Genomic DNA, 25,199 nt, shown 5'->3' with positions numbered 1-25,199 from the left:
CGCGCCATGCGCCTGCAACTGAGTCTGCTCCTGCTGCTTGGTCTGCCCGGTGTTGCCCTGGCCGAAGAGCAGTGCAAGTTTTCCGACCCGCGCAGCTTGGAGTTGCAGCTGTCCGGGATCAAGACGGTGTTGTTCGAAATCGCCTCCAATGACCTGCGCCTGGAGGCGCTTCCGGGCAGCAGCGGGCGCGTGAGCGGGCGTGCCTGCGCTGCCCGGCCCGAGTTGCTGCGCAACCTCACCGTCACCCAGAAACGGATGGGCACCAAACTGGTAGTCACGCTGGAAGACGACCGCCCGCTGCGCATTTCCATTGGCGAGAGCTACGCCTATCTGGACCTGCGCGGCAGCGTGCCGAATACGCTGCTGGTGCAGTTCGACATCGGTTCTGGCGATGCCGAGATCAGCGGCGCCGCAGCCGTCAGCGCCGACGTGGGCTCCGGCGACATGACCGTTCGCCGCACCAAGGGCCGCGTGACCGCCAAGGTGGGTTCGGGCGATATCGAACTGGAGGACGCGGGCGCCTTGCAGGTGCTGGCCGTGGGCTCTGGCGATATCAAGGCGCGCCAGATCCGTGGCGCGGCCGAGGTCGGCAAGATCGGCTCGGGCGACGTGAAGCTGCATGGCGTCGCCGGCAACGTGCAGGTCGGCAGCATTGGCTCGGGCGATCTCGAAGTCCGCGATGTACAAGGCAGCGTCAACATCGAATCGATCGCCTCCGGGGCCGCGGATGTGCGCAAGGTGCAAGGGGATCTGACGTTGGCGCACAAGGGCAGCGGCGATATCAACGCCAGCGATATCTCCGGCACCACGCGTGTGCCGGCCGACAATTGATCAACGTCCAACATGGGGAGACTGCAGATGAAAGTGCTTGCTTCGGCATTACTGATGGGGGCGTTGCTGGTGGGGTGTGGCGGGCACTCGGAAAGCACGACCAGCGGCTCGGCACAGGTCAACGGCAGCGGTGTGACGTTCGACAACAACAGCGTCACGCTCAACCGTAGCGGCTTGCCGGCGGCCAGGATCGGTGCAGACGGCAGCTTGCGCATCGCTGGCAAGCCGGTGGCGCTGAACGCTGCGCAGCAGCAGGCCATGCGCGGCTATTACGCGCAGTTGCAGGCCGTGGCCAAGCAAGGCATCGAGATCGGCACCAAGGGCGCGGCGTTCGGTGCGCACGCGGCGGGCGAAGCGCTCAAGGGCGTGCTGAGCGGCAACCCCGACCAGATCGGCGGGAAGATCGAAGCCGAGGCCGACACCTTCAAGCAACACGCACTGCAGATCTGCGACCGCCTGGTTGGTCTGCGCACGGCGCAGGATGCGGCCGCCAGCCTGATTCCGGCCTTTGCGCCCTACGCCAGCCTCACCCAGCACGACGTCGAGGACTGCCGCAAGTAACGCCACTGCGCCGGCATGCGCCGCCCCGGTCGATTGATCGGGGCGGCGTTGACGGACGCGGGATTACACTAGTGGTCTTCCCACGACCCTCCGACCCCATGAACAAGCTCGTGATCCTCTGCATGGCGCTGCTGCTGTGCACTCTAGCCGCCTGCGGTGACCAATCGTCCCGCCGCGCCGAACGTGGCAAGCCACGCGTCGCGGTGACCACCCAGTCGGTGATGATTCGCCGCCCACCCGCAGCCAATGCGGAAATCACCCCGGACGGCACGCTGAAGATCGACGATATCGCCCTGCCGCAGGCCGAGCCGACCCGGCTCAAGTTGCAGCTGCTGTTCGGTCACCTGCAGATGTTGCGTCAGCAGGCCATCGCCGATGCGGGCCCGGACCCCGGGTACAAGTCGATCAAGCTCACCGCAACGCCGGACATCCAGCGCCTGAGTGGCGAATTGCTCAACGACATCCCGCCGCTGCAGCCGTATCGCGAAAGCTTCGGCAACGTGCAGGCCGAGCGGCATTGAGTCTGCATAATCGCGGCAATCCGTAGGAGCGCGCTTGCGCGCGATGGGCCGTTATCGATACAGCCCATTGCGCACGAGTGCGCTCCTACAACAGCTGACCAAGGTCAGCCGCCACCACCGCCACCCGCCTGGATGCCGCCGCGTGTCAACGCCGCCGGATCCAGCAAACGGCGCAGCTCTGCCTCGCTCAGACCGCTGTCTTCCTTGGCCACATCCAGCACCGGGCGCTGCTCCTTGTAGGCGCGCTTGGCGATCGCGGCAGCCTTTTCGTAGCCGATGATCGGGTTGAGCGCGGTCACCAGGATCGGGTTGCGGTCCAGGGCCTCGCGCACGCGCTCCTGGCGCACCTTCAATCCGGCAATGGCGGTATCGGCGAGCAGGCGCGAGACGTTGCTGAGCAGGTTGATCGAATCCAGCAGGTTCGCGGCGATCAGCGGCAACGCCACGTTCAACTGAAAATTGCCGGTCTGCCCGGCCACCGTGATCGCGGCGTGGTGCCCGATGACCTGCGCGCACACCATCACGGTCGCTTCGGGAATCACCGGATTCACCTTGCCCGGCATGATCGAACTGCCTGGCTGCAGCGCCGGCAATTCGATCTCGCCCAGCCCTGCCAGCGGCCCGGCATTCATCCAGCGCAGGTCGTTGGCGATCTTGATCAAGGCCACCGCCAGCGCATTGAGCTGGCCCGACAATTCCACCGCATCATCCTGCGCCGCCAGGCCTTCGAACTTGTTCTCGGCACTTTCGAACTTGACGCTGCTCAACGTGGACAAGGCCTTGGCCACCTTGCCGCCGAAGCGCGGATCGGCGTTGATGCCGGTGCCAATCGCAGTGCCGCCCAGCGGCAACCGGCGCAGCCGCTTCAGGCTGTCGTCGATGCGCTCCTGCGCTGAACTGAGCTGCGCAGACCACGCGCCGAACTCCTGACCAAAGGTCAGGGGCATCGCATCCATCAGATGCGTGCGGCCGGTCTTGACGATCTTGTCCAGACCCTTGGCGCGCTTGTCGATGGTCTTGCGCAGGTGCTTGAGCGCCGGCTGCAGCTGCTCCTGCACCGCCAGCAATGCCGAGACGCGAATGGCGGTGGGCACCACGTCGTTGGAACTCTGCCCGAGATTGACGTGGTCATTGGGGTGCACCGCGTCCTTGCCGGCGCGGGTGGCCAGCGTGGCAATCACCTCGTTGGCATTCATGTTCGACGACGTACCAGAGCCGGTCTGATACACATCGATCGGGAAATGTGCATCGTGCGCGCCCTGCGCCACCTGCAAGGCGGCTTCCTGCACCACCTTGGCCACCGATTTGGACAGCAGCCCGAGATCGGCGTTGACGCCTGCGGCCGCGGCCTTGATCAACCCCAGCGCGCGAATGAAACCGCGCGGCATCGGCTGGCCGGAAATCGGGAAGTTCTGCACAGCGCGCTGGGTCTGCGCACCCCACAACGCATCGGCAGGCACCTGCAACTCGCCCATGCTGTCGTGTTCGATCCTGAAACTCTCGCTCATCTGCACTCTCCGCACATCGTTGATTGGTGGTGAAGGAAGGCTGGCAGCGGGGCGCACCCGGGCTGGCGACGCCATACGATACGCGCCCACGCCGTTGCCGCGATGTCATCGCAGCACTGCGGCTAGACTGCTGCCTGTGTTTGCTGGAGATCTTTCGCTGCCATGGGCCACGCGCCTGACTGTAGGACCAATCTTTTGATCGCGTGCCACGCCACGCCACACCGCCGCCCCAGCCCCGCACACGTTGCGCAGCGCGTTCCAGTCAACGCACGGCGTGGAGCACGCCATGTGGGCTAACGTCGGGCTGTTGCTGGTCGCGCTGTTGCTGGTGCTGTTGAACGGGTTTTTTGTCGCCGCCGAATTTGCACTGTTTAAATTGCGGCATACCCAGGCGGTGGGCCTGGCCGAACACCACGGCTGGCGCGGGCGCCTGCTGCTGGGCGTGCATGCACACCTGGACGCGTATCTATCGGCCTGCCAGCTCGGGATTACGCTGGCCTCGCTTGGCCTGGGCTGGGTCGGCGAGCCGGCCTTCGCGCACCTGCTGCAGCCGGTGTTCGACACGCTGGGTCTATCGCCGGAAGCCGCGCAGTTCACCGCGCTGGCGATCGCCTTCAGCCTGATCTCGTTTCTGCACATCGTGCTCGGCGAACTGGCGCCCAAATCGATGGCCATTCGCCGCCCGGAACGCATGTCGCTGTGGACGGCCGCACCGCTGTACGCGTTCTACTGGGTCATGTATCCGGCGATCTGGGTGCTCAACAACAGCGCCAACCGGCTGCTACGCGTGCTGGGCTGGGGCGAGGTGGAGCATCAATCGCACCGCTATTCGCGCGAAGAACTCAAGCTGATCGTGGGCCGCCAGGACCCCAACGCGGCTGCGCCCGACCACGGCATGGCACTGATGAGCCATGTGCTGGAGCTACCCGACCTGGTGGCTGGCGACCTGATGCGCCCGCGCGAACACCTGCGCAGCCTGCGGGAAGGCATGACGCTGCAGACGGTGCTGGCGGAATTCAGCACCTCGCGTTACAGCCGTTATCCCTGGTTCGACGCCGATGGCGAGCAGGTACTCGGCATCCTGCACACCAAGGACATCCTGGTGGCGATGGCGCGCGGCCAGACCCTGGATGCGTTGCGCACCCTGCTGCGCCCGGCCACCGTGCTGGCGCTGGAAAGCCCGATCCCGCGGGCGCTGGAGCAGTTCCGCAGCGGCGCCACCCATCTTGCGCTGTGCGTGGACGAGCACGGCCGCATCCTGGGCTTCTTCACCCTGGAGGACCTGCTGGAGGTGGTGGTGGGCGAGATCGAGGACGAGCACCGCCACGTGGTGCGCGACGCACCGGTGCGCGGCCCGGACGGCTCGCTGCTGGTGGCCGGCAGCACCTCGATCTTTCGCCTGGAACGCCTGCTGGGCCGGGATCTCAGCGCGCCCGACCAGGTCAATTCGGTTGGCGGCCTGATCGTGCACCAGCTGCAGCGGCTGCCGGAAGAAGGCGAGACCCTGGAACTGGACGGGCACCTGCTCACGGTCCGGCGGATGGTCGGCCACCGCATCCAGGCGGTGACGGTGCGCCCGGTCGGCGAAGCCGGCGCCGGGGCGGCGTAGAATAGCCGCCCCGCCTGCTTCCCAGTGCCCTGCCCATGTCGGATTCCGCCCTGCTCGCCCTGTCCCCACTCGATGGCCGCTACGCCTCCAAGGTGGACGCGCTGCGCCCGATCTTTTCCGAATACGGCCTGATCAAGGCGCGGGTGAAAGTGGAGATCGAGTGGCTGCTGGCACTGGCCGCCGAGCCGGGCATCGCCGAACTGCCGGCCTTCTCGGCCGCCGCCACGCAGCGCTTGCGCGCCCTGGCCGAGCAGTTCAGCGTGACGCACGCCGCACGCGTCAAGGAGATCGAACGCACCACCAACCATGACGTCAAGGCGGTGGAGTACTTCATCAAGGAACAGCTCAAGGACGACGCCGAGCTGGGCCCGGCGCTGGAATTCGTGCATTTCGCATGCACCAGCGAAGACATCAACAACCTCAGTTACGGCCTGATGCTGGAGCAGGCACGCCGCGAGGTGCTGCTGCCCACCCTGGACGGCGTCGCCGCCTCGCTGCGCACGCTTGCGCACGCTCAGGCCGCGCAGCCGATGCTCTCGCGCACGCATGGCCAGACCGCCTCGCCCACCACGCTCGGCAAGGAGATCGCCAACGTGGTGGCGCGGCTGGAGCGCCAGCGCAAGCAGATCGCCGCGGTCGAGCTGACCGGCAAGATCAATGGCGCGGTGGGCAACTACAACGCACACGTGGCGTCCTACCCGTCGGTGGACTGGCCGCAGTTCGCGCAACGCTTTGTCGAAGGCTTGGGGCTGGTCTTCAACCCCTACACCACGCAGATCGAGCCGCACGACAACGTGGCCGAAATCGGCGATGCCACCCGCCGCGCCAACACCATCCTCATCGACCTGGCACGTGACATCTGGGGCTACATTTCGCTCGGCTATTTCAAGCAAAAATTGAAAGAAGGCGAAGTCGGTTCCTCGACCATGCCGCACAAGGTCAACCCGATCGACTTCGAGAACGCCGAAGGCAATTTCGGCGTCGCCAATGCGCTGTTCGAGCATTTCAGCGCCAAGTTGCCGATCAGCCGCTGGCAGCGCGACCTCACCGACTCCACCGTGCTGCGCGCCCTCGGCACCGCGTTCGGCCATACGCAAGTAGCGCTCGACTCGCTGGCCAAGGGCCTGGGCAAGCTGACCGTCAATTCCGAGCGCCTGGATGCCGATCTGGACGCCGCCTGGGAAGTACTGGCCGAGGCCGTGCAGACGGTGATGCGCCGCCATGGCCTGCCCAATCCCTACGAGCAACTCAAGGCACTGACCCGCGGCCAGGGCATCACCGCCGCCTCGATGCAGGCGTTTGTGGAAAGCCTGCAACTGCCCGAAAAGGACAAGCAGCGCTTGCGTGCGTTGACGCCCGGTGCTTATACCGGTCTGGCCGAGCAATTGGCGCGCGCCATCTGATCTGCCGGCAAGGCCAGTACCGGCCCGCCGTACGGGCCGTATCTGCTCAGCCTGCCCAGACCTCAGGCAGCGTCCATCGGTCGCGCTTCCTGCCAATGGCGTGCCGTCTGCACTCGTTAAAGGCTGTGCCTCGATCCGCCTCGCGTCATGCACGCCAACTGTTTCCCGGGCCCGGACAGGGCCCATGGTCCTGCACATGGACCACCGAGCCGGACTGCTATCGTGCCGGCCTCGCCCTTCAGGAGATCGTCAATGCGTGTGACTCAGACAGCAGTGTCCCTGTTGACCCTCGCCAGCGTGCTGGCGCTGAGCGGATGCGGCGCCGATGGCCCCGCCGCGCAGGCGCTGTCGGCGGTGTCGTCCACCTTGACCGACCCAGCCAGCGGTGCCGACTGCGGCGGCAGGGATCTGCGCATTACCAAGGACAACGCCGACACGATCGTCAATGGCGAATGCGGCGCAGTAACGATCACCGCCTCGCATGGCGCGCTGAACGTCGAAAAGGCACGTGCCATCCGCGTGGAGGGCAGCAGTTTCACTGTCCTCAACCGACAGGTCGGCGAGTTGAGCATCATCGGCAACAACAACACGCTCAACCTGACCAACCTCGGCAGCGCAGACATCCAGGGCAACCAGAATCTGGTCCTGGTCCGCGAGGTGAAACAGGTGCGTTTTTCCGGTAACGACAACACCGTCAATCCCTACAGCAAACCCACGCTGGACGACCGTGGCAGCGGCAACAAGCTGATGTAACGGCGGCGCGATCGCCATCGGCCTGTCTGCCGTGCCGCTGGTGGATCCGTGACTCACAGACTCGACCACCTCGTGCGCCAGCGGCGCGGGGACCAAGCCCATCGCTGCGTTGTGTTGTTCCCGTTTTCAGGAGATTGACATGGCATTGCGCTCACTGCTGCCCCTCTCACTGCTCGCATTGGCGGCCTGCGGCGAGCAGCCCGCTGCTGATCCTGCTGCTGCCATCTCCCCGACGCCTCCAAGCGCATCCGCAGCATCGGTGGCGCCAGCTCAATCCGCTCCCCAGCCGGCGCAGCCGGCCCTGTCGCCAGCAAGCACCGACGCCGCACCGAAGGCCGACACTGGCGAGCGGCCGACGTTGCTGGTCACCTCGACCAGCGGCACGGTCAGTTGCGACGGGCATAACGTCGATCTGACCGGCGACCACGCCAATCTGCTTTTCAAGGGCGATTGCGGCGCCATCTCCGTGCTGGGCGAGCAGGCAATCGTGCAGATCGAGCGCGCCGAATCGGTCCGTATCGTTGGCGACGCTGCTCAGGTCACCCTGGCCGGCGATGCCAAAAGCGTCGAACTGTTCGGCCGCAAGTCCACGCTCAAGGCCGGTCGCGTCGACACCCTGCTGGTGCCCGGCGACGACAATCACGTGCAGGTGCAGACGATCGGTGAGGCCACGCTGCACGGTCGCGGCAACCGCATCAGCCAGCAGTCCGGGACTGTGAGGGTCGATGACTACGGCAGCGACAACCAGATCACGACCCGCTGACCCGCCGGCGCCGGCCAGCATCCGGCGCGACCAGCGCCTCCGTGGGCATGCCTTGCACTGAAACCTGACTGCAACACAGGCCGGCAAGGCATCGCGCAGCGGGCTGGGCGACAATAGGCCACTTCGCCGGCCGCGCAGCGCCGGCTTTTCCCAGTCGGACCCGTCACACCATGAAAAAGACCGCCGCAAAAAAGACCGTTGCCAGAAAGGGCGCCCCGCTGCCCTTCGAGATCCATGCCACCCGCGATCAGCCGTTGGGCATGCCGGTCGAGCGCTTTCTACGCACCTACTGGCACAAGCATCCGCTGCTGATCCGCAACGCGTTCCCGGATTTCCAGTCGCCGCTGCAGCCCGAAGACCTGGCCGGACTGGCCTGCGAAGACGGCGTGCTGGCGCGGCTGATCAGCCACGACCGCGCCGCCGACGACTGGACCGTGCGCAGCGGACCTTTCCAGGAAACCGACTTCCCCGGCCTGCCCGACCACGACTGGACCCTGCTGGTGCAGGACGTGGACAAGTGGGACGCCGACGTGCGTGCGCTGCTGGAGCAGTTCCGCTTCCTGCCGCGCTGGCGCATCGACGACATCATGATCAGCTTCGCCGCCACCGGCGGCTCGGTGGGCGCGCATGTCGACCATTACGACGTGTTCCTGCTGCAGGGCCTGGGCCATCGCCGCTGGCAGGTCGACGCACGCAGCTCGCAGGGCCGCAAGCCCACGCCGATGGCGTTCCGCGACGATGTGGACATCAAGCTGCTGCGCGAATTCAAGCCCACCCACGACTGGGTGCTGGGCCCGGGCGACATGCTGTACCTGCCGCCGCTGGTGCCGCACCACGGCGTGGCCCAGGACGCTTGCCTGACCTTCTCCATCGGCACCCGCGCGCCCTCCTCGGCCGAGCTGATCGGTGACTACCTGGACACCTTGATCGCCGATGCCGACGAGGCCGTGCGCTATCACGACGAAGACCTCAAGGTGCCGGCTGATCCATACGAGATCGATGTCACCGCGATGAACCGCGTGGTCGCCGCACTCAACGCCCTGCGCATGAACGACCCGGACCGCCTGGGCGACTGGTTTGGCCGCTTCATGACCACCTACCGCGCCTCCGGCGACGTGGTGCCGGCACCGGAACCGATCCCGCGCGAGGCCGTGGAGCAGGCCCTTGACGAAGGAGTGCTGCTGCATCGCCACCCGTGGTCGCGGCTGGCCTGGCGGCGTGCCAAGCGCGGCGCCACCCTGTTCTGCAGCGGCCTGGAATTTGCGCTGTCGGTCAAGGACGCCAGCCGCCTGGCCGCCGCCGAGGAGATCGACGGCGCGCTGTACGGGCAGTTGTCCGTGCGTGGCCGCGAGGTGGTGCTGGAACTGCTGGCGCAGGGCCATTACCAGCGCGCGCATGAGGATCAGTACGAAGACCTCGACGACGACGATGCGCATACCCTGAGCCTGTCGGCCGACCACCTCGACAACGACGAAGACGCTGATCTGGATGCCGACACCGACGCCACGCAGATCGATGCGGACGCCGATGTGGAAGCAGTCGCAGACGAGGCTGACCAGCCGGATGCGCTCGAGGAAGCGGAAGACGAGGACGACAACGCCGAGGCGGCCGCCGACACCGGCATGGCAAGCGACGCCTCTGCCACGCAGGAAGACGACGCCGCCAACCCGGCCGACGACGACGCGTTGCACGACGACGAGGATCCGCAGCGCGCATGACTCCCGCCGGCCCGGCGCAGATCGTCACCCTGGACCCGGCCACGCAGGCCGGGACCTTGCGTGCGCTGCGTGCGGGCTGGGCGGCCAGCGCTACCGAGGACTCCTGGAATGCCCTCGACCCGCTCAGTCTGCACCTGGCCGCACGCGATGCGGATGGCGAGCTGGTCGCCGCCGTCCGGCTCACCCCGGATCGGCGCATCGACCGCCTGGGCGTCCTGCCGGCCTGGCGCCGGCGCGGTCTGGCCGCTCGCCTGCTTGCCGCCGCCGTGGACAGCGCCCGCCAGCGCGGCTGGCCCACCGTGAGCACGCATGTCAGCGCAGACGCCGCCGCCCTGTTCGGCCGGCTCGGTTTCCTGCCTGTGCCTCCCGCTGCGCTCTCGACAACCGCAGAGGAGGTGCCAGCAGGCCAGGCGCTGTATCGCCGCCTGGACGGCCCCATGGCGGTCGAAACCCTGGCTGCGGCACACACCGCCACCACCGCCCTGCTCGGCACCGCGCGCCGGCAGGTGTTGATCTACACGCGCGCCCTGGACGTGGCGTTGTTCGATGCCCCGGCCGTGCTCGAGGCGCTGCGTCGCTTTGCCACCGCTCGCCACGACAAGCGCGTGCACGTGCTGGTGCAGGAGCCCGCCGCGGCCGGCGCCAGCAGCAGCGCACTGCTGCGGCTGGCGCAACGCCTGCCCAGCGTGTTCCGGTTCCGTGCGATCAGCGATCCGGTCGATACCAGCTATGCATCGGCCTACGTGATCGGCGACGACGCCTACTACTTTCGTCCAACAGGGCACCGCTTCGACGACGGCGAAACCTGGCTGACCGGCGCGGCACGCAGCCGGCAGCTGGAGCGCGAATTCGCGCAGATATGGGAGCGCAGCGCACTTTGGAACGAGCCGCGCGCGCTTGGCATCTGACGCCGCAGCGCCCCTTGCGCGTAGGCGTCTGGCCAATTGGTCTACCCCGCCGGTCAGCTCGCAGACGCCCCCTCACAAGCGCAAGGGGGTATAATTTTTCGAGATTTGAGATCGACCGATAGGGCAACTCGCCCTGCCGCTTCCGCACAATCATCCCCACAGCAGACCCGACTTACCATCGTGGATAATCTCCTAAAGCAGTTCGCGCAGTCATCGCAGCTCGCCGGCGGCAATGCCGCCTATATCGAGGATCTGTACGAGCAGTACCTCGTCGCCCCCGACAGTGTCGATCCGAAGTGGAAGGCGTATTTCGACGGCTTCAACGGTCGCGATGCCGGTGATGTGCCGCACTCGGCGGCAATTGCCCACATTCTCAGCGCCTCCAAACAGGCTGCCAATGCCGGTACCGGCGTGGGCGCCAGCGACGAGCGCGAGCGCAATGTCGGTCGTCTGATCACCGCCTACCGTTCGCGTGGTCATCTCGGCGCGCAGCTCGATCCGCTGGGCCTGACCCCGCCGGTCAACCCGCCCGACCTGGACCTGCCGTTCCACAGCCTTTCGCAGGCTGATCTGGACAGCGAGTTCAGCACCGGCGGTGTCGGCGGGCAGCCGCGGATGAAGCTGAAGGATCTGCTGGCGCGCCTGAAGGCGACCTACGCCAGCACGATCGGCGCCGAATTCATGCATATTCCCGAATTCGACCAGCGCCAGTGGATCTACAAGCGCCTGGAAGATGCCGGCGGCAAGATCGCTGCCGATGCGGCCAGCCGCAAGCGCACGCTGGAGCGGCTCACCGCCGCCGAAGGCCTGGAGCGCTACCTGCACACCAAGTACGTCGGCCAGAAGCGCTTCTCGCTGGAAGGCGGCGACGCACTGATCCCGATGATGGACACCATCATTCGCCAGTCCGGCAATGACCAGGTCAAGGACATCGTGATCGGCATGGCCCACCGCGGCCGTCTCAACGTGCTGGTCAATACGCTGGGCAAGAACCCGCGCAAGCTGTTCGACGAGTTCGAGGGCAAGTTCGAGCACGCCCACGACGACCGCGCGCACACCGGCGACGTCAAGTACCACATGGGCTTCTCGGCGGACATCGCGGTCGGCGACGACAAGCAGGTCCACCTGGCGCTGGCGTTCAACCCCTCGCACCTGGAAATCGTCGACCCGGTCGTGGTCGGCAGCGTGCGGTCGCGGCAGGAGCGTTTCGGTGATGCGGATCGCAAGACCGTGCTGCCGATCCTGATCCATGGCGACGCCGCATTCGCCGGCCAGGGCGTGGTGATGGAGCTGTTCCAGATGTCGCAGGCGCGCGGTTTCGCGGTCGGCGGCACCGTGCATATCGTGGTGAACAACCAGATCGGCTTCACCACCAGCGCACGCGACGATGCCCGCTCCACCCTGTACTGCACCGACGTGGCCAAGATGATCGGCGCGCCGGTCTTCCACGTGAACGGCGACGACCCGGACGCGGTGATGTTCGTGTCCAAGCTGGCCTATGAGTTCCGCCAGCAGTTCAAGAAGGACGTGGTCATCGACCTGGTCTGCTACCGCCGTTGGGGCCATAACGAGGCCGACGAGCCGGCCGCCACCCAGCCGGTGATGTACCAGACCATCCGCAAGCACAAGACCACCCGCGAGCTCTACGCCACCAAGCTGGAAAGCGATGGCGTGCTGAGCGCCGACGAGGCCAAGGCGCTGGTGGATGGCTACCGCAACAAGCTGGATTCGGGCGAATACACCACCGAATTGGCCAAGCGCAAGCCGGACGAATTCGCCATCGACTGGTCCAAGTATCTGGTCGGCACTGCGGCCGATCCGGTCGATACGCGCGTCAAGCGGAATGAGCTGGACCGTCTGGCCAAGCTGATCACCACCATCCCGGCCGGTGTGGAACTGCACGCCCGCGTGGCGAAGATCTACGAAGACCGCGTCAAGATGGCCGCCGGCAATCAGGACGGTGACTGGGGCTTTGCCGAGAATCTGGCCTACGCCACCTTGCTGGCCGAAGGCCACAAGCTGCGCCTGGTCGGCCAGGATGCGGGCCGCGGTACGTTCTTCCACCGTCACGCGATCCTGCATGACCAGAAGACCGACAGCTATTACCTGCCGCTGCGCCAGCTGGTGGAAAACCCGGAAGACGCCACCATCATCGATTCGCTGCTGAGCGAAGAAGCAGTGATGGGTTTCGAGTACGGCTACTCCACCACCGACCCGAACGCGCTGTGCGTCTGGGAAGCGCAGTTCGGCGACTTCGCCAATGGCGCGCAGGTGGTGATCGACCAGTTCATCGCTGCCGGCGAGGCCAAGTGGGGCCGCATCGCGGGCCTGTCGCTGTTCCTGCCGCATGGCTACGAAGGCCAGGGCCCGGAGCACAGCTCCGCACGTCTTGAGCGTTTCCTGCAGCTGTGCGCGCTGGAGAACATGCTGGTCTGCGTGCCGACGACCCCGGCGCAGTGCTTCCACATGATCCGTCGCCAGATGCGCATGACCACCCGCAAGCCGCTGGTGGTGATGACCCCGAAGTCGTTGCTGCGCCACAAGCTGGCGGTGTCGACGCTGGAAGAACTGGCCGATGGGCAGTTCCAGCATCTGATCCCCGACGCCAAGGCCGACGCGAGCAAGGTTAAGCGCGTGGTGCTGTGCTCGGGCAAGGTCTATTACGACCTGCTCGAAGACCAGACCAAGCGTGGCCAGGACGACGTTGCCATCCTGCGTGTGGAGCAGCTGTACCCGTTCCCGCGTGCGCAGCTGGCCGCAGAACTCAAGCGCTTCGGCAATGCCGCCGACGTGGTGTGGTGTCAGGAAGAGCCGCAGAACCAGGGTGCGTGGTATCAGATTCGCCATCACCTGAATTTCTGCCTGGCCAGCGGTCAGAGCCTGCATTACGCCGGCCGTGCCCGTTCGCCCTCGCCTGCTGCCGGCCACATGGCCGACCACATCGCCGAACAGCAGAAGCTGGTCGCCGATGCGCTGCTCAATCCGTTCAACGACCAAGTCGCTGAATAACTCCTCTTCCCCAAAGAACGAAAACCCTAGGACGCTCCCCGAATGGCCACCGAAGTCAAAGTTCCGGTACTGCCCGAATCCGTTTCCGACGCCACCATCGCCAGCTGGCACAAGAAGGCCGGTGAAGCGGTCAAGCGCGACGAGAATCTGGTCGATCTGGAAACCGACAAGGTCGTGTTGGAAGTTCCTTCGCCGGTCGACGGCGTACTGAAGGAAATCAAGTTCGAAGCCGGCAGCACGGTCACCAGCAACCAGATCCTGGCGATCATCGAAGAAGGCGCCGTGGCCGCAGCTGCACCGGCCGAAGAGAAGAAGGCCGATGCCACGGCGGCCGCCGCTGCGCCTGCTGCTGCGCCGGCACCGGCTGCCGCTGCCGCTGCCGCGCCGGTTGCATCGAAGTCGTCTGCTGACAGCCTGCCGCCGGGTGCGCGTTTTTCCGCCATCACCCAGGGCGTGGATCCGTCGCAGGTCGACGGCACCGGCCGTCGTGGCGCGGTGACCAAGGAAGATATCGTCAACTTCGCCAAGGCCGGCGGCGTGGGCAAGGCGTCTGGCGCCCGTCCTGAAGAGCGCGTGGCGATGACCCGCGTGCGCAAGACGATCGCCAAGCGCCTGATGGAGTCCAAGAACTCCACCGCGATGCTGACCACCTTCAACGAGGTCAACCTCGCCAAGGTGTCGGCCGCGCGCAAGGAACTGCAGGACGAATTCCAGAAGGCGCACGGCATCAAGCTCGGTTTCATGAGCTTCTTCGTCAAGGCCGCGGCCAACGCACTGCAGCGCTTCCCACTGGTCAACGCCTCGATCGACGGCGACGACATCATCTATCACGGCTACAGCGACATCTCGATCGCCGTCTCCACCGAGAAGGGCCTGGTGACGCCGGTGCTGCGTAACGTCGAGCGCCAGTCATTTGCCGAAGTCGAACAGGGCATCGCCGACTACGCCGCCAAGGCGCGCGCCGGCAAGCTGGGCCTGGACGACCTGCAGGGTGGCACCTTCACCATCACCAATGGCGGCACCTTCGGCTCGCTGTTGTCGACCCCGATCATCAACCCGCCGCAGAGCGCCATCCTGGGCATGCACGCGATCAAGGAACGTCCGATCGCCGAGAACGGCCAGGTCGTGATCGCGCCGATGATGTACCTGGCGCTGTCCTACGACCACCGCATCATCGACGGCAAGGATTCGGTGCAGTTCCTGGTCGACATCAAGAATCAGCTGGAAAACCCGGGCCGGATGCTGTTTGGCCTCTAAGAGCCGGGAATCGGGAATGGAGATTCGGGAATGGGACAAGCGCCCATCGACCGCTCCATTCCCGCCTGGACCTGGATGGGACGCGACAGGCGCGTGCGCTGTTGCGATTCCCCATTCCCTACTCCCCATTCCCGTGAGCAAATGAAATGAGCGAACAATTCGACGTCGTCGTCATCGGTGCCGGCCCGGCCGGTTATCACGCTGCGATTCGTGCAGCGCAGCTCGGCATGAAGGTCGCCTGCATCGACGCAGCCATCGGCAAGGACGGCAAGCCCGCCCTGGGCGGCACCTGCCTGCGCGTGGGCTGCATCCCGTCCAAGGCGCTGCTGGATTCCTCGCGCCAGTTCTGGAACATGGGCCACCTGTTCGGCGACCACGGCATCAGCTTCAACGACGCCAAGATGGACGTGCCCACCATGATCGGCCGCAAGGACAAGATCGTGAAGCAGTTCACCGGCGGCATCGCGATGCTGTTCAAGGCCAACAAGATCACCCCGTACTACGGCTTCGGCCAGTTGCAGCCGGGCAACATCGTCAAGGTGACTCAGCACGAAGGTGGCGAGATCGAGCTGAAGGGCACCAACGTGATCCTGGCGGCCGGTTCGGAATCGATCGAACTGCCGTTCGCCAAGTTCGACGGCGACACCATCGTCGATAACGTCGGCGGCCTGGACTTCACCGCGGTACCCAAGCGCATGGCAGTGATCGGTGCCGGCGTCATCGGCCTGGAGCTGGGCAGCGTGTGGAAGCGTCTGGGCGCCGAGGTCACCATCCTCGAAGCGCTGCCGGATTTCCTGGCCCTGGCCGATGCCGAAGTGGCCAAGACCGCGCTGAAGGAATTCAAGAAGCAGGGTCTGGACATCAAGCTGGGCGCCAAGGTCAGCAAGACCGAGATCACCGGCAGCGGCGACGCCAAGCAGGTGGTGCTCAGCTACACCGACGCCGCCGGCGAGCAGACCCTGACCGTGGACAAGTTGCTGGTCGCCGTGGGCCGGAAGGCCGCGACCAAGAATCTGCTGGCCGATGGCACCGGCGTCAAGCTGACCGAGCGTGGCCAGATCGAGGTCGATGGCCATTGCCACACCGGCGTCGACGGCGTGTGGGCGATCGGCGACTGCGTGCGCGGCCCGATGCTGGCGCACAAGGGCTTCGAGGAAGGCATTGCGGTGGCCGAGCTGATCGCTGGCCTGCCCGGGCACGTCAACTTTGACACCATTCCGTGGGTCATCTACACCGAGCCGGAAATTGCCTGGGTCGGCAAGACCGAGCAGCAGCTCAAGGCCGAAGGCGTTGCCTACAAGGCCGGCAGCTTCCCGTTTGCGGCGATCGGCCGTGCGGTGGCCATGGGCGAGCCGGCCGGCTTCGTCAAGGTGATTGCCGATGCCGAAACCGACCGCGTGCTGGGGATGCACCTGGTGGGCGTGGGTGTCTCGGAGCTGGTGCACGAAGGTGTGCTGACGATGGAGTTCAGCGGCTCGGCGGACGATCTGGCGCGCATCTGCCATGCGCACCCGACCCTCTCCGAAGCAATCCACGACGCCGCCATGGCGGTGAGCAAGCGCGCCATTCACAAGGCGAATTAAGCCGGGAATCGGGAGTGGGGAATTGGGAATCGCAAGAGCGTTCCCATCACTTCGCTCTTCATGCTGACGCCGGACCTAGGTCCGGCGTCATGCGTTCCGGCTTTTGTTTCTGCTTTTACCCATTCCCAATTCCCTACTCCCGATTCTCATCCCATGAAAAGCATCTGCGTCTACTGTGGTTCCAATGCCGGCAACAAGCCTGCCTATGCCGAGCGCGCTATCGCCCTGGGTGACCGCATCGCCAAACAGGGGCTGCGCCTGGTGTATGGCGGTGGCAATGTCGGCCTGATGGGCACGGTGGCCAACGCGGTGCTGGCCGCAGGTGGCGAAGTGACCGGCGTGATTCCGCAGCAGCTGGCCGATTGGGAAGTGGCGCATCGCGGGCTGACCACGCTGGAAATCGTTGGCTCCATGCATGAGCGCAAGATGCGCATGTTCGAGCTGTCGGATGCGTTCGTCGCCCTGCCCGGTGGCTTTGGCACCATGGAGGAGATCTTCGAGATGCTGACCTGGCGGCAGCTGGGCATCGGCAACAAGCCGTGCGCGTTCCTGGACATCGAAGGCTTCTACGCGCCGCTGATCGGCATGATCGATCGCATGGTCGAGGAACGCTTCCTGCATCCGGATCAGCGCAGCGACCTGTGGTACGGCGCCGACATCGAGCAGATGCTGGAGTGGATGCAGCACTACACGCCGGCACAGGCATCGAAGTGGATCGACGAGAAGCGCCGCTCCACCCTGGTGTGATCGTCACGGCGGCAACAACAGTCGCTGCGGACCAGCGCAGCGCGCTTGTATTACGGCGCTAACCCCACGCAGATGCTGTACTGATCTAGCACCACACGCTCGTCAGTGACCATGCGGATAGCGCGCTGCACATCCGCGCCGCAACCTGTCCACGCCCCCACCTGCTCGCACAGAGACGCACGCCCGGCCGCGCGCGACCAGCTCGCATAGAATGCACGCGATGCCAGACACCCTTGCCGCCGACGCGCACCACAGCCTGGAGATCAAGCACAGTCGCTTTGTCGCACAGGCCTGCGCGCTGGCATCGCCCGAGCAGGCACTGGAGCAGGTGCGGCGCTTTGCGGCCGTGGATGCCACGCACAATTGCTGGGCCTACCGCTACGGGCAGGAATACCGCTCCAGCGACGACGGCGAACCCAGCGGCACCGCTGGCCGGCCGATCCTAGCTGCGATCGATGGCCAGGGCTACGACCGCGTCGTGGTGGTGGTGACGCGCTGGTATGGCGGCATCAAGCTCGGCGCCGGCGGCCTGGTGCGCGCGTACGGCGGTACGGCCGCCGAATGCCTGCGGCTGGCCATGCGCCGGCCACTGGTGACGATGTCGCTGCTGGCCCTGCGCTGCCCGTTCGACGACCTGGGCGTGGTCCATGCCGCGCTATCGACCTTCCACGCCGACAAGCTGGACGAGCAATTCGACACCGAGGGCGCCGCATTGCGCGTGCAAGTGGCCGCGGATCAGCTCGCCGGCTTGAAAACCCGCCTGTGCGACGCCACTCGCAACAGGGTCCATCTCTCAACACCGGAAGCCGCATGAGCCAGCCCCCCGCCAAGCCTGCCCCACTCCGCAAGCTTGGCAACCTGCGCACCCTGTGGCCCTTCGTGCAGCGCCAGCGCGGCCTGTTCGCGGCCTGGCTGGTCGCATTGGCGGTCTCCTCGGCGGCCACGCTGAGCCTGCCGGCTGCGGTCAAGCGCATGATCGACCACGGCTTCTCCGGCGGAACGCAGATCAACCAGGCCTTCGCGCTGCTGTTTGCAGTGGCGGTGGTGCTGGCGCTGGCCACGGCGGCGCGCTTTTATTTCGTGGCGCTGCTGGGCGAAAAAGTGGTCGCCGATCTGCGCGGCCGCCTGTATGCCCATCTGATTGGCCTGGATGCCGGCTTCCACGATCGCAGCCGCAGTGGCGAGCTGGTGTCGCGCCTATCGGCCGACAGCGAACTGCTGCGCGGCGTGGTCGGCACCACCATGTCGGTGGCCTTGCGCAGTTCGGTCACGGTGATCGGCAGCCTGGTGATGCTGTTCGTCACCAGCCCGCGGCTGGCCGGCTTCACCTTGATCGGCATTCCGCTGGCGGTGCTGCCGATCGTGCTCGGCGCGCGACGCCTGCAGAAGATCTCGCGGGCCAGCCAGGACCGCGTGGCCGATGCCAACACGCTTGCCGCCGAAACACTAGGGGCGGTGCGCACGGTGCAGGCACATGCGCGCGAGGGCTACGAGAGCAACCGCTTCAGCCAGGCCTTGCAGGCAGCCATCGGGACCGCGCGCGTACGCATCCGCACCCAGGCCACCGTCACCGCAGTGGCGATCATGCTGATCTTCGGGGCCATCGTCGCGGTGCTGTGGTTGGGCGCGCACGATGTCATCGCCGGGCAGATGACGCCGGGCACGCTGGGCCAGTTCGTGCTGTATGCACTGATTGGCGGTGGTTCGGTGGGTGCGCTGGCCGAAGTATGGAACGAGCTGCAACGCGCTGCCGGTGGCATGGGGCGGATCGGCGAGTTGCTCGACGAGCAGTCGGCAATTGTCGCGCCCGCGACCCCGCAGCCGTTGCCGGTGCCGGTGCGTGGCGCGATCCATTTCGACCAGGTGGTCTTCCACTACCCGCAGCGCCCGGACATGCCGGCGCTGGATGGCTTCGACCTGCATGTGCAGCCGGGCGAAACCGTGGCGCTGGTCGGCCCCTCCGGCGCCGGCAAGAGCACGGTGCTGGCGATGCTGTTGCGCTTCCACGACCCGCTGAGCGGCAGCGTGCGGATCGATGACGTAGATCTGCGCCAGACCGATCCAGTGCTGCTGCGCGAGCAGATCGCACTAGTCCCGCAGCAGCCGACCTTGTTCGCCGCCAGTGCCGCCGACAACATCCGGTATGGCCGCCTGGACGCCAGCGACGCGCAGGTGGAAGCCGCCGCCACGGCTGCCGAGGCCGACATCTTCTTGCGCGCATTGCCGCAGGGCTATGCCAGCGAACTGGGCGAGCGCGGCACGCGCCTGTCCGGCGGCCAGCAGCAGCGCGTGGCAATCGCACGGGCGCTGCTCAAGGATGCTCCGATCCTGTTGCTGGACGAGGCCACCAGTGCGCTGGATGCACAAAGCGAGCGCGCGGTGCAGCAGGCGCTGGACCGCTTGATGCAGGGCCGCACCACGCTGGTCATCGCGCATCGCCTGGCAACGGTGCTCAAGGCAGATCGCATTGTGGTGATGGACGCCGGCCGCATCGTGGCGCAGGGCACGCATGCACAACTGGTGGCCGAAGGCGGGCTGTACGCGGAGTTGGCGAAGCTGCAGTTCATCGATCAGTGACCGCCACACGCTCACTGATCGCTGCAATCACGCGGCACGCGCGTACGGCCACCTCGGCATGCACGCCCGCACGCGCTGAGGCCAGGAGCTGACCCATGCCCCGCCCCAGAACCACCATCCGCCAACTCAGTTATTTCGTCGCGCTGGCAGACACCGGCAGCTTCACCCGTGCCGCCGAGCAGATGGGCGTTTCGCAACCCTCGCTGTCGCAGCAGATCCGGGGACTGGAAACCATCATCGGCGCGCCGTTGTTCGAACGCGGCGGGCCGGCGATCCTTACCCCATTGGGGCGCGAACTGCTGGCGCGTGCACGCAGCATCCTGCTCGATCTGGCCGACCTGGAAGACGTGCGCGCCACCTCGGCAGATTCGCTGATCGGCACCATCCGGCTCGGCGTGTCGCCCACGCTGGGCGCGTACCTGATGCCCAGCCTGGTGGCGCGGCTGCACCGGGAGCATCCGGCGCTGCGCGTGCATGTGCGCGAAGGATTGCCAACAGTGCTGGCCAGCGACCTGGCCACTGGCGTGCACGACGTGATCCTGGCGCAGTTGCCGGTGGCCGGGCGCGGCCTGCACAGCGAACGCCTGTTCCGCGAACCGTTGCACGTGACCATGGCCGCCGACCATCCGCTGCGGACCAAGGCCTGCATCACCCCCGCCGATTTGCGCGGCACCAGCTTGCTGACGCTGATGCCGGAATATCGCCTGGCCGAGCAGGTGGCCGCGATTGCGGCGGAAGTCGGCGCCAACGTGCTGCGCGATTACGAAGGGACCAGTCTGGATGCGATCCGGCAGATGGCCGGCATGGGCATGGGCCTGGCGCTGCTGCCGGATCTGTACGTGCGCCAGGAGATCCGCGAGGGCGACGATGTGGTGGTACGGCCGGTCAAGGGTGGGCGCTATTACCGCGACATCGGCCTGCTCTGGCGACAAGGTGCCGGCCGTGCGCCGGCGTTCGGGCTTATCGCCGAATTGCTGCGTGCCGCCGCCGCATAGGAAAATCCTATGCGGCAAATAAGCTCGCCGGCCTTGTTCGTAAGCACGAACTCGTCAATGCTGCACTGAACTCATCAGCGGAAGTGCAATGGCGGCGGGCAAACAGATCGGATGGCGGGAAGCGGCAAGCTGGCTGGCGGAGATCGTCGGGCCGGACATGCCCTATGTGCGTCTGGCCATCGTCTACGGCGTGGCGATCAGTCTGTTGTCGCTGGCCACGCCAATCTCGGTGCAGTTGCTGATCAACAGCGTGGCCAACACCGCGCTGCCCACGCCGCTATGGACCTTGTCGGTATTGTTGCTCGGCCTGTTGCTGCTGGTCGCCGGCCTGAGCGCGATGCGGGTGTGGGTCATGGCGCTGTTCGAACGCCGCTTGTTCGCACGCGTGGTGGCCGAGATCACGGTGCGCGCCGTGCATGCGCAAAACCCGTTCTTCGCCGACCAGAACCGCGGCGACATGTTCAACCGCTACTTCGATCTGGTGGTGGTGCAGAAGGCCGTGCCGAGTCTGGCCATCGGTGCGTTCACCATCGTGCTGCAGTCGGCGGTGGGGCTGATCGTCACCAGCTTCTACCACCCGTTTTTCCTGGGCTTCAACGCCTTGCTGCTGCTGGTGATCTTCAGCATCTGGATGATCTGGTCGCGCGGGTCGATCCGCACCGCGGTGGATCTGAGCCACGCCAAGCACGAGGCAGCACGCTGGCTGGAAAGCGTCGGCGGCTCCAACGGGTTCTACAAGTCCAGCCGCCATCTCGATTTCGCAATGGATCGCTCCGAGGCGGTCACGGCCGCCTACATCGATCGGCATCGGCGCCACTTCAGCTACAGCTTCACCCAGACCGCCTCCTTCCTGCTGGTCTACGCGGTGGCCAGCGCCGCGTTGCTGGCACTGGGCGGCAACCTGATCCTGCGCGGTGAGTTGTCGATCGGCCAGCTGGTGGCGGCCGAGCTGATCCTGAGCGCGGTGTTCTACGGTATCTCCCAGCTAGGCACCTACCTGGATGCGCTCTACGACCTGGTCGCCAGCTCCGAGGAACTTTCGTTGCTGTTCGCGATTCCGCAGGAACGCGCCGTGGTGGCGCCGGGCAAGACCCCGGGCAACAGCGCGGTCCGCTTGGATGGGGTGGTGATCGATGGCGCGCGGTTCGACTTTTCGCTGGCCGCCGGCGAACAGCTGGTGACGCTGGCCGATGGCGGTGCCGAGCGGCTGCTGGCCATGGTGTTGAAACGGCACGTGGTGCCCGACCGCGGGCTGGCGATGGTGGGCGGCGCCGACATGGCCACCTTCGACATGTATCTGCTGCGTTCGGAAGTCACCGTGCTCGACCGCCCCACTATCGTGGAGGTCACCATTCGCGAATACCTGGCGCTGGCCTCCAGTGATGTGAGCTCCGAAGCGATGCTGGAAGCCATCGACGCGGTGGGCTTGCGCAGCCGCATTGCCTCGCTTCCCAAGGGGCTGGACACGCGTCTGGCCGCCTCCGGCTACCCGTTGTGGATCGGCGAGGTGATGGCGCTGAAGCTGGCCAACGCGCTGCTGGTGCAACCGCGTGTGCTGATGCTGTCGCAGCTGTACGACCTGATTCCGGCCGAACGCCTGACCAAGATCCTGCGTCGTTTGAAAGCCACCGGCACCACCGCCTTGTTGTGCACCGGCCGGCCGGAGGACATCACCCTGGACGGCTGGTTCCGCCTGCAACCCGGACAGCAGCAGCGCTACGCCACGCGCGATGCCCTGATCGCATCCATGCAGGAGGCAGACGATGCGCCAGGCCGCTGATCGCAACGCGCACTTCCCAACCCTGGCGGCGATGCGGCCGCCCAGCATCGCCAAGGCACTGGCCTGGATGCTGCTGATCGGCGTGGCCATTGCCGCGGCGATCCTGGCGCTGGCACCGTGGGTGCAGACCGCCAGCGGCAAGGGACAGGTGGTCTCGCTGGACCCGGGCGATCGCCAGCAGCAGGTCACCGCCTTCGTTCCCGGCCGTGTCGAGACGTGGTACGTGCACGACGGCCAGCATGTCTCGCGTGGCGACCCGATCGCGCGCGTCGGCGATCTGGACCCGGACCTGCTGACCCGCCTGGCCAGCGAACGGGCGCAGGTGCAGGCCGAGATCGCCGCCATCCAGCAATCACGCGCGGTGGCCGGCATCGATGTGGAGCGCAGCCGGCAATTGCTGGCCGAAGGCCTGGCCGGGCGCCGTGACTACGAGCTGACCCAGATCAAGGTGGCCGAAGCCGATGCCAAGCTGGCCGAGTCGCGCGCCAAGTTGACCCGGATCGACATCCAGTTGAATCGCCAGTCTGCGCAGTTGGTGCGTGCGCCGCGCGACGGCCGCGTGCAACAGCTCAACGCCGCCAGCGGCAGCGCGATGGTGTCGCCGGGCACGGTGCTCGCGGTGATCGCGCCCGAGCGCGTGGAGCGTGCGGTCGAGCTGTATATCGACGGCCGCGACGTGCCATTGATCCGCCCCGGACGGCCGGTGCGGCTGGAGTTCGAAGGCTGGCCGGCAATCCAGTTCAGCGGCTGGCCGTCAGTGGCGCACGGCATGTTCGATGGCCGCGTGCGTGCGATCGACCCCAACGCAGCGCCCGACGGACTGTTCCGCATCCTGGTCGAACCCATGCCGGGCAAGCCGGCGTGGCCGGCGCAGGAATTCGCGCGCCAGGGCGGCAAGGTGCGCGGCTGGGTGCAGGGCGAAACCGTGCGGGTCGGCTACGAACTGTGGCGCCAACTCAACAACTTCCCGCTGGAATTCGACCGCCGCCCGACGGCCACGCAGCAGGATGACGGCAAGGCCAAGCCGGCGGCGTACAAGGCCGAAGACGACGCGACGGGCAAGAAATGATGCACCGTTTTGTTGCCCTGTTGATCGCACTCTGCCCCGGAGCGGCATTCGCCCAGACCGCTGCCCTGACCCTGGACGAGGTGTTGCAGTCCTCTGCCCGCTCGGCGCCGCAAATCGTCGAATCGCTGGCCAAGGTGCGCCAGGCCGAAGGCAAGGGGCTATCGGCCAATGGCGCGTTCGATACGGTGTTCGATATAGATGGCCGCTCGCGCGAGGCCGGCTATTACGACGGCAGTTCGATCGAGAGCACGGTCAAGCGGCCCTTCGAGGAAAACGGCGGCTACTACTACGGCGGGTACCGGTCCTCGCGCGGGTCGTTTCCGGTCTACGAAGACAAGTCCTACACCGACCGCGGCGGCGAAGTGAAAGTCGGTGCGCTGTATGCGCTGCTGCGCGACCGCGTGGTGGATGAGCGCCGCACCCGTCGCAGCGTGGCCAGCGGCGACATCGACGTGGCGCAGTACGAAGCGGAGATGGTGGCGATTGGCGTGCAGCGCCGCGCGGTGGATGCCTACCAGAGCTGGGTCGCGGCCGGGCTGAAGCTGCGGGCCTACAAGGACCTGCTGGAGCTGGCCGAACGCCGCCGCAACGCCATTTCCCGGCAGGTGACGCTCGGCGCACGGCCAACCATTCTGTTGACCGAAAACGACCAGAACCTGGTGCGCCGCCGCGCGCTTGTGGTGCGCTCGGAGCAGGACTTCGCCAATGCGGCCAATGCGTTGTCCTTGTATCTGCGCGACGACGCCGGCATGCCGCTGATCGTGTCCGCCGAGCGGCTGCCCGCCGACGCCTCCGCGCTCGAAGGTCTGGCCGGCGCCAGCAAGATCACCGCGCCGGTGGAACGCCCCGATTACCGCGCCGTGCTGACCCGCATCGATCAGGCCACCGCCCGCCTGATGCTGGCGCAGAACGATCTGAAGCCACGCCTGGACGTGAGTTTCGAGGTCAGCAAGGATCTGGGCGCGCCCGGCGTGGGTGGCCCAAACCGTTCGCCGACCGATGCGATCATCGGCTTCCGTTTCAGCGTGCCGCTGGAAAATCGTTCCGCCAAAGGCCGCGTGGCCGAGGCACGCGCGGAGATCGAGGCGCTGGATCAACGCAGTCGCTTCCTGCGCGACCAGATTTCGGTGGAAGTGGAATCCATCGTCATCTCGCTCAATGCCGCCCAGCGACTGGCCGGCATCGCCGATGAGGAGCGCAGCCTGGCAGACCGGCTCGCTGCGGCGGAGCGGCGCCGTTTTGAACTGGGCTCGGGCGACTTTTTTCTCGTCAATCAACGCGAAGAAACTGCCAACGATGCCCGCGTACGGCTGATCGATGCACAGGCGCGGATCGCCTCCGCACGTGCCGAACTGGCCGCCGCCACCGCGGACCGTGACGCTTTGATGCTGCGCCAGTAGCGCACGCTGGCGCTGGCCGGATGTCCGTGCATCCAGCCCAACAGGCCCGCCGCTGGGCAGCGTGCAACGCACCACTGCCATGCCCTCGAAGTGTCGCGCGCGTAGCGCGAGAAGCTAAAAAGCAGCCACAACCGGCGCCGTCATTGTGTGCTTCATCGCTTGACGACGCATCGGTAACACGGCGCTGCGCATGCTCGCGACACCGGC

The 25,199-nt window shown here is 66.2% G+C and carries 20 protein-coding genes; 19 read left to right on the top strand and 1 reads right to left on the bottom strand.

Annotated features, from left to right (window positions below; all coding sequences use genetic code 11):
* Positions 1 to 6 precede the first annotated feature (6 nt).
* From XCC_RS07805 to XCC_RS07795, 3 genes are all read left to right on the top strand, one after another.
* Positions 7 to 831, top strand: coding sequence for a GIN domain-containing protein (locus XCC_RS07805; protein ID WP_011036683.1), 825 nt, complete (start codon positions 7 to 9; stop codon positions 829 to 831).
* A gap of 27 nt (positions 832 to 858) precedes the next feature.
* The gene (locus XCC_RS07800; protein ID WP_011036682.1) at positions 859 to 1,392 is read left to right on the top strand and encodes a DUF2884 family protein; all 534 of its coding nucleotides are present in this window, start codon (positions 859 to 861) and stop codon (positions 1,390 to 1,392) included.
* 98 nt (positions 1,393 to 1,490) lie between these two features.
* A complete protein-coding gene (locus tag XCC_RS07795; protein WP_016944498.1) occupies positions 1,491 to 1,913 on the top strand; it encodes a hypothetical protein in 423 nt (140 codons plus the stop codon).
* A 104-nt stretch (positions 1,914 to 2,017) separates the two neighbouring features.
* On the opposite strand, the gene XCC_RS07790 is transcribed toward XCC_RS07795, so the two are convergent.
* Positions 2,018 to 3,421, bottom strand: a complete 1,404-nt coding sequence (locus tag XCC_RS07790) for a class II fumarate hydratase (protein WP_011036680.1) — start codon at positions 3,419 to 3,421, stop codon at positions 2,018 to 2,020.
* A gap of 286 nt (positions 3,422 to 3,707) precedes the next feature.
* Here XCC_RS07790 and XCC_RS07785 point away from each other — a divergent pair, with 286 nt between their 5' ends.
* The 16 genes from XCC_RS07785 (at position 3,708) to XCC_RS07710 (ending at position 24,992) form a co-directional block, all read left to right on the top strand.
* Complete coding sequence (locus XCC_RS07785) at positions 3,708 to 5,030, top strand: hemolysin family protein (RefSeq protein WP_012438720.1); 1,323 nt, start codon at positions 3,708 to 3,710, stop codon at positions 5,028 to 5,030.
* Positions 5,031 to 5,065: 35 nt separating this feature from the next.
* Positions 5,066 to 6,433 (top strand): adenylosuccinate lyase, encoded by a 1,368-nt coding sequence (gene purB / locus XCC_RS07780; protein WP_011036678.1) that lies wholly within the window; start codon positions 5,066 to 5,068, stop codon positions 6,431 to 6,433.
* A gap of 252 nt (positions 6,434 to 6,685) precedes the next feature.
* Entirely contained in the window at positions 6,686 to 7,186 is a 501-nt protein-coding gene (locus XCC_RS07775) for a DUF3060 domain-containing protein (RefSeq protein ID WP_011036677.1), read from the top strand.
* Positions 7,187 to 7,325: 139 nt separating this feature from the next.
* Positions 7,326 to 7,949: a DUF3060 domain-containing protein gene (locus tag XCC_RS07770; protein ID WP_016944495.1), complete on the top strand. Its 624-nt coding sequence runs from the start codon at positions 7,326 to 7,328 to the stop codon at positions 7,947 to 7,949.
* A 170-nt stretch (positions 7,950 to 8,119) separates the two neighbouring features.
* Positions 8,120 to 9,667, top strand: a complete 1,548-nt coding sequence (locus XCC_RS07765; RefSeq protein WP_011036675.1) for a cupin domain-containing protein — start codon at positions 8,120 to 8,122, stop codon at positions 9,665 to 9,667.
* Complete coding sequence (locus tag XCC_RS07760) at positions 9,664 to 10,575, top strand: GNAT family N-acetyltransferase (RefSeq protein WP_011036674.1); 912 nt, start codon at positions 9,664 to 9,666, stop codon at positions 10,573 to 10,575. The genes XCC_RS07765 and XCC_RS07760 overlap by 4 nt, the downstream gene beginning before the upstream one ends.
* Positions 10,576 to 10,755: 180 nt before the next feature.
* The gene (locus XCC_RS07755) at positions 10,756 to 13,584 is read left to right on the top strand and encodes a 2-oxoglutarate dehydrogenase E1 component (RefSeq protein WP_011036673.1); all 2,829 of its coding nucleotides are present in this window, start codon (positions 10,756 to 10,758) and stop codon (positions 13,582 to 13,584) included.
* Between the two features lie 42 nt (positions 13,585 to 13,626).
* Positions 13,627 to 14,841: a dihydrolipoyllysine-residue succinyltransferase gene (gene sucB / locus XCC_RS07750; protein ID WP_011036672.1), complete on the top strand. Its 1,215-nt coding sequence runs from the start codon at positions 13,627 to 13,629 to the stop codon at positions 14,839 to 14,841.
* A gap of 146 nt (positions 14,842 to 14,987) precedes the next feature.
* On the top strand, positions 14,988 to 16,424 hold the full coding sequence (gene lpdA, locus XCC_RS07745; RefSeq protein WP_011036671.1) for a dihydrolipoyl dehydrogenase: 1,437 nt from the start codon (positions 14,988 to 14,990) through the stop codon (positions 16,422 to 16,424).
* Positions 16,425 to 16,577: 153 nt separating this feature from the next.
* On the top strand, positions 16,578 to 17,171 hold the full coding sequence (locus XCC_RS07740) for a TIGR00730 family Rossman fold protein (RefSeq protein WP_014507326.1): 594 nt from the start codon (positions 16,578 to 16,580) through the stop codon (positions 17,169 to 17,171).
* 211 nt (positions 17,172 to 17,382) lie between these two features.
* A complete protein-coding gene (locus tag XCC_RS07735; protein ID WP_043877805.1) occupies positions 17,383 to 17,985 on the top strand; it encodes an IMPACT family protein in 603 nt (200 codons plus the stop codon).
* Positions 17,982 to 19,748, top strand: a complete 1,767-nt coding sequence (locus tag XCC_RS07730) for an ABC transporter transmembrane domain-containing protein (protein WP_011036668.1) — start codon at positions 17,982 to 17,984, stop codon at positions 19,746 to 19,748. The genes XCC_RS07735 and XCC_RS07730 overlap by 4 nt, the downstream gene beginning before the upstream one ends.
* A 95-nt stretch (positions 19,749 to 19,843) precedes the next feature.
* Complete coding sequence (locus tag XCC_RS07725) at positions 19,844 to 20,743, top strand: hydrogen peroxide-inducible genes activator (RefSeq protein ID WP_011036667.1); 900 nt, start codon at positions 19,844 to 19,846, stop codon at positions 20,741 to 20,743.
* A gap of 88 nt (positions 20,744 to 20,831) precedes the next feature.
* Entirely contained in the window at positions 20,832 to 22,523 is a 1,692-nt protein-coding gene (locus XCC_RS07720) for an ABC transporter ATP-binding protein (RefSeq protein WP_011036666.1), read from the top strand.
* Complete coding sequence (locus XCC_RS07715) at positions 22,507 to 23,592, top strand: efflux RND transporter periplasmic adaptor subunit (protein WP_011036665.1); 1,086 nt, start codon at positions 22,507 to 22,509, stop codon at positions 23,590 to 23,592. The genes XCC_RS07720 and XCC_RS07715 overlap by 17 nt, the downstream gene beginning before the upstream one ends.
* Entirely contained in the window at positions 23,589 to 24,992 is a 1,404-nt protein-coding gene (locus XCC_RS07710) for a TolC family protein (RefSeq protein WP_011036664.1), read from the top strand. The genes XCC_RS07715 and XCC_RS07710 overlap by 4 nt, the downstream gene beginning before the upstream one ends.
* Positions 24,993 to 25,199 lie beyond the last annotated feature (207 nt).

This window comes from Xanthomonas campestris pv. campestris str. ATCC 33913, assembly GCF_000007145.1.
In the GTDB taxonomy this organism is placed as follows: Bacteria; Pseudomonadota; Gammaproteobacteria; order Xanthomonadales; family Xanthomonadaceae; genus Xanthomonas; species Xanthomonas campestris.
This window is presented reverse-complemented; position numbering and strand designations above follow the sequence as displayed.

Coding starts and splice junctions, on each gene's coding strand:
- XCC_RS07805 (WP_011036683.1), top strand. CDS start 7: ATGCGCCTGCAACTGAGTCTGCTCCTGCTGCTTGGTCTGCCCGGTGTT.
- XCC_RS07800 (WP_011036682.1), top strand. CDS start 859: ATGAAAGTGCTTGCTTCGGCATTACTGATGGGGGCGTTGCTGGTGGGG.
- XCC_RS07795 (WP_016944498.1), top strand. CDS start 1,491: ATGAACAAGCTCGTGATCCTCTGCATGGCGCTGCTGCTGTGCACTCTA.
- XCC_RS07790 (WP_011036680.1), bottom strand. CDS start 3,421: ATGAGCGAGAGTTTCAGGATCGAACACGACAGCATGGGCGAGTTGCAG.
- XCC_RS07785 (WP_012438720.1), top strand. CDS start 3,708: ATGTGGGCTAACGTCGGGCTGTTGCTGGTCGCGCTGTTGCTGGTGCTG.
- purB (WP_011036678.1), top strand. CDS start 5,066: ATGTCGGATTCCGCCCTGCTCGCCCTGTCCCCACTCGATGGCCGCTAC.
- XCC_RS07775 (WP_011036677.1), top strand. CDS start 6,686: ATGCGTGTGACTCAGACAGCAGTGTCCCTGTTGACCCTCGCCAGCGTG.
- XCC_RS07770 (WP_016944495.1), top strand. CDS start 7,326: ATGGCATTGCGCTCACTGCTGCCCCTCTCACTGCTCGCATTGGCGGCC.
- XCC_RS07765 (WP_011036675.1), top strand. CDS start 8,120: ATGAAAAAGACCGCCGCAAAAAAGACCGTTGCCAGAAAGGGCGCCCCG.
- XCC_RS07760 (WP_011036674.1), top strand. CDS start 9,664: ATGACTCCCGCCGGCCCGGCGCAGATCGTCACCCTGGACCCGGCCACG.
- sucB (WP_011036672.1), top strand. CDS start 13,627: ATGGCCACCGAAGTCAAAGTTCCGGTACTGCCCGAATCCGTTTCCGAC.
- lpdA (WP_011036671.1), top strand. CDS start 14,988: ATGAGCGAACAATTCGACGTCGTCGTCATCGGTGCCGGCCCGGCCGGT.
- XCC_RS07740 (WP_014507326.1), top strand. CDS start 16,578: ATGAAAAGCATCTGCGTCTACTGTGGTTCCAATGCCGGCAACAAGCCT.
- XCC_RS07735 (WP_043877805.1), top strand. CDS start 17,383: ATGCACGCGATGCCAGACACCCTTGCCGCCGACGCGCACCACAGCCTG.
- XCC_RS07730 (WP_011036668.1), top strand. CDS start 17,982: ATGAGCCAGCCCCCCGCCAAGCCTGCCCCACTCCGCAAGCTTGGCAAC.
- XCC_RS07725 (WP_011036667.1), top strand. CDS start 19,844: ATGCCCCGCCCCAGAACCACCATCCGCCAACTCAGTTATTTCGTCGCG.
- XCC_RS07720 (WP_011036666.1), top strand. CDS start 20,832: ATGGCGGCGGGCAAACAGATCGGATGGCGGGAAGCGGCAAGCTGGCTG.
- XCC_RS07715 (WP_011036665.1), top strand. CDS start 22,507: ATGCGCCAGGCCGCTGATCGCAACGCGCACTTCCCAACCCTGGCGGCG.
- XCC_RS07710 (WP_011036664.1), top strand. CDS start 23,589: ATGATGCACCGTTTTGTTGCCCTGTTGATCGCACTCTGCCCCGGAGCG.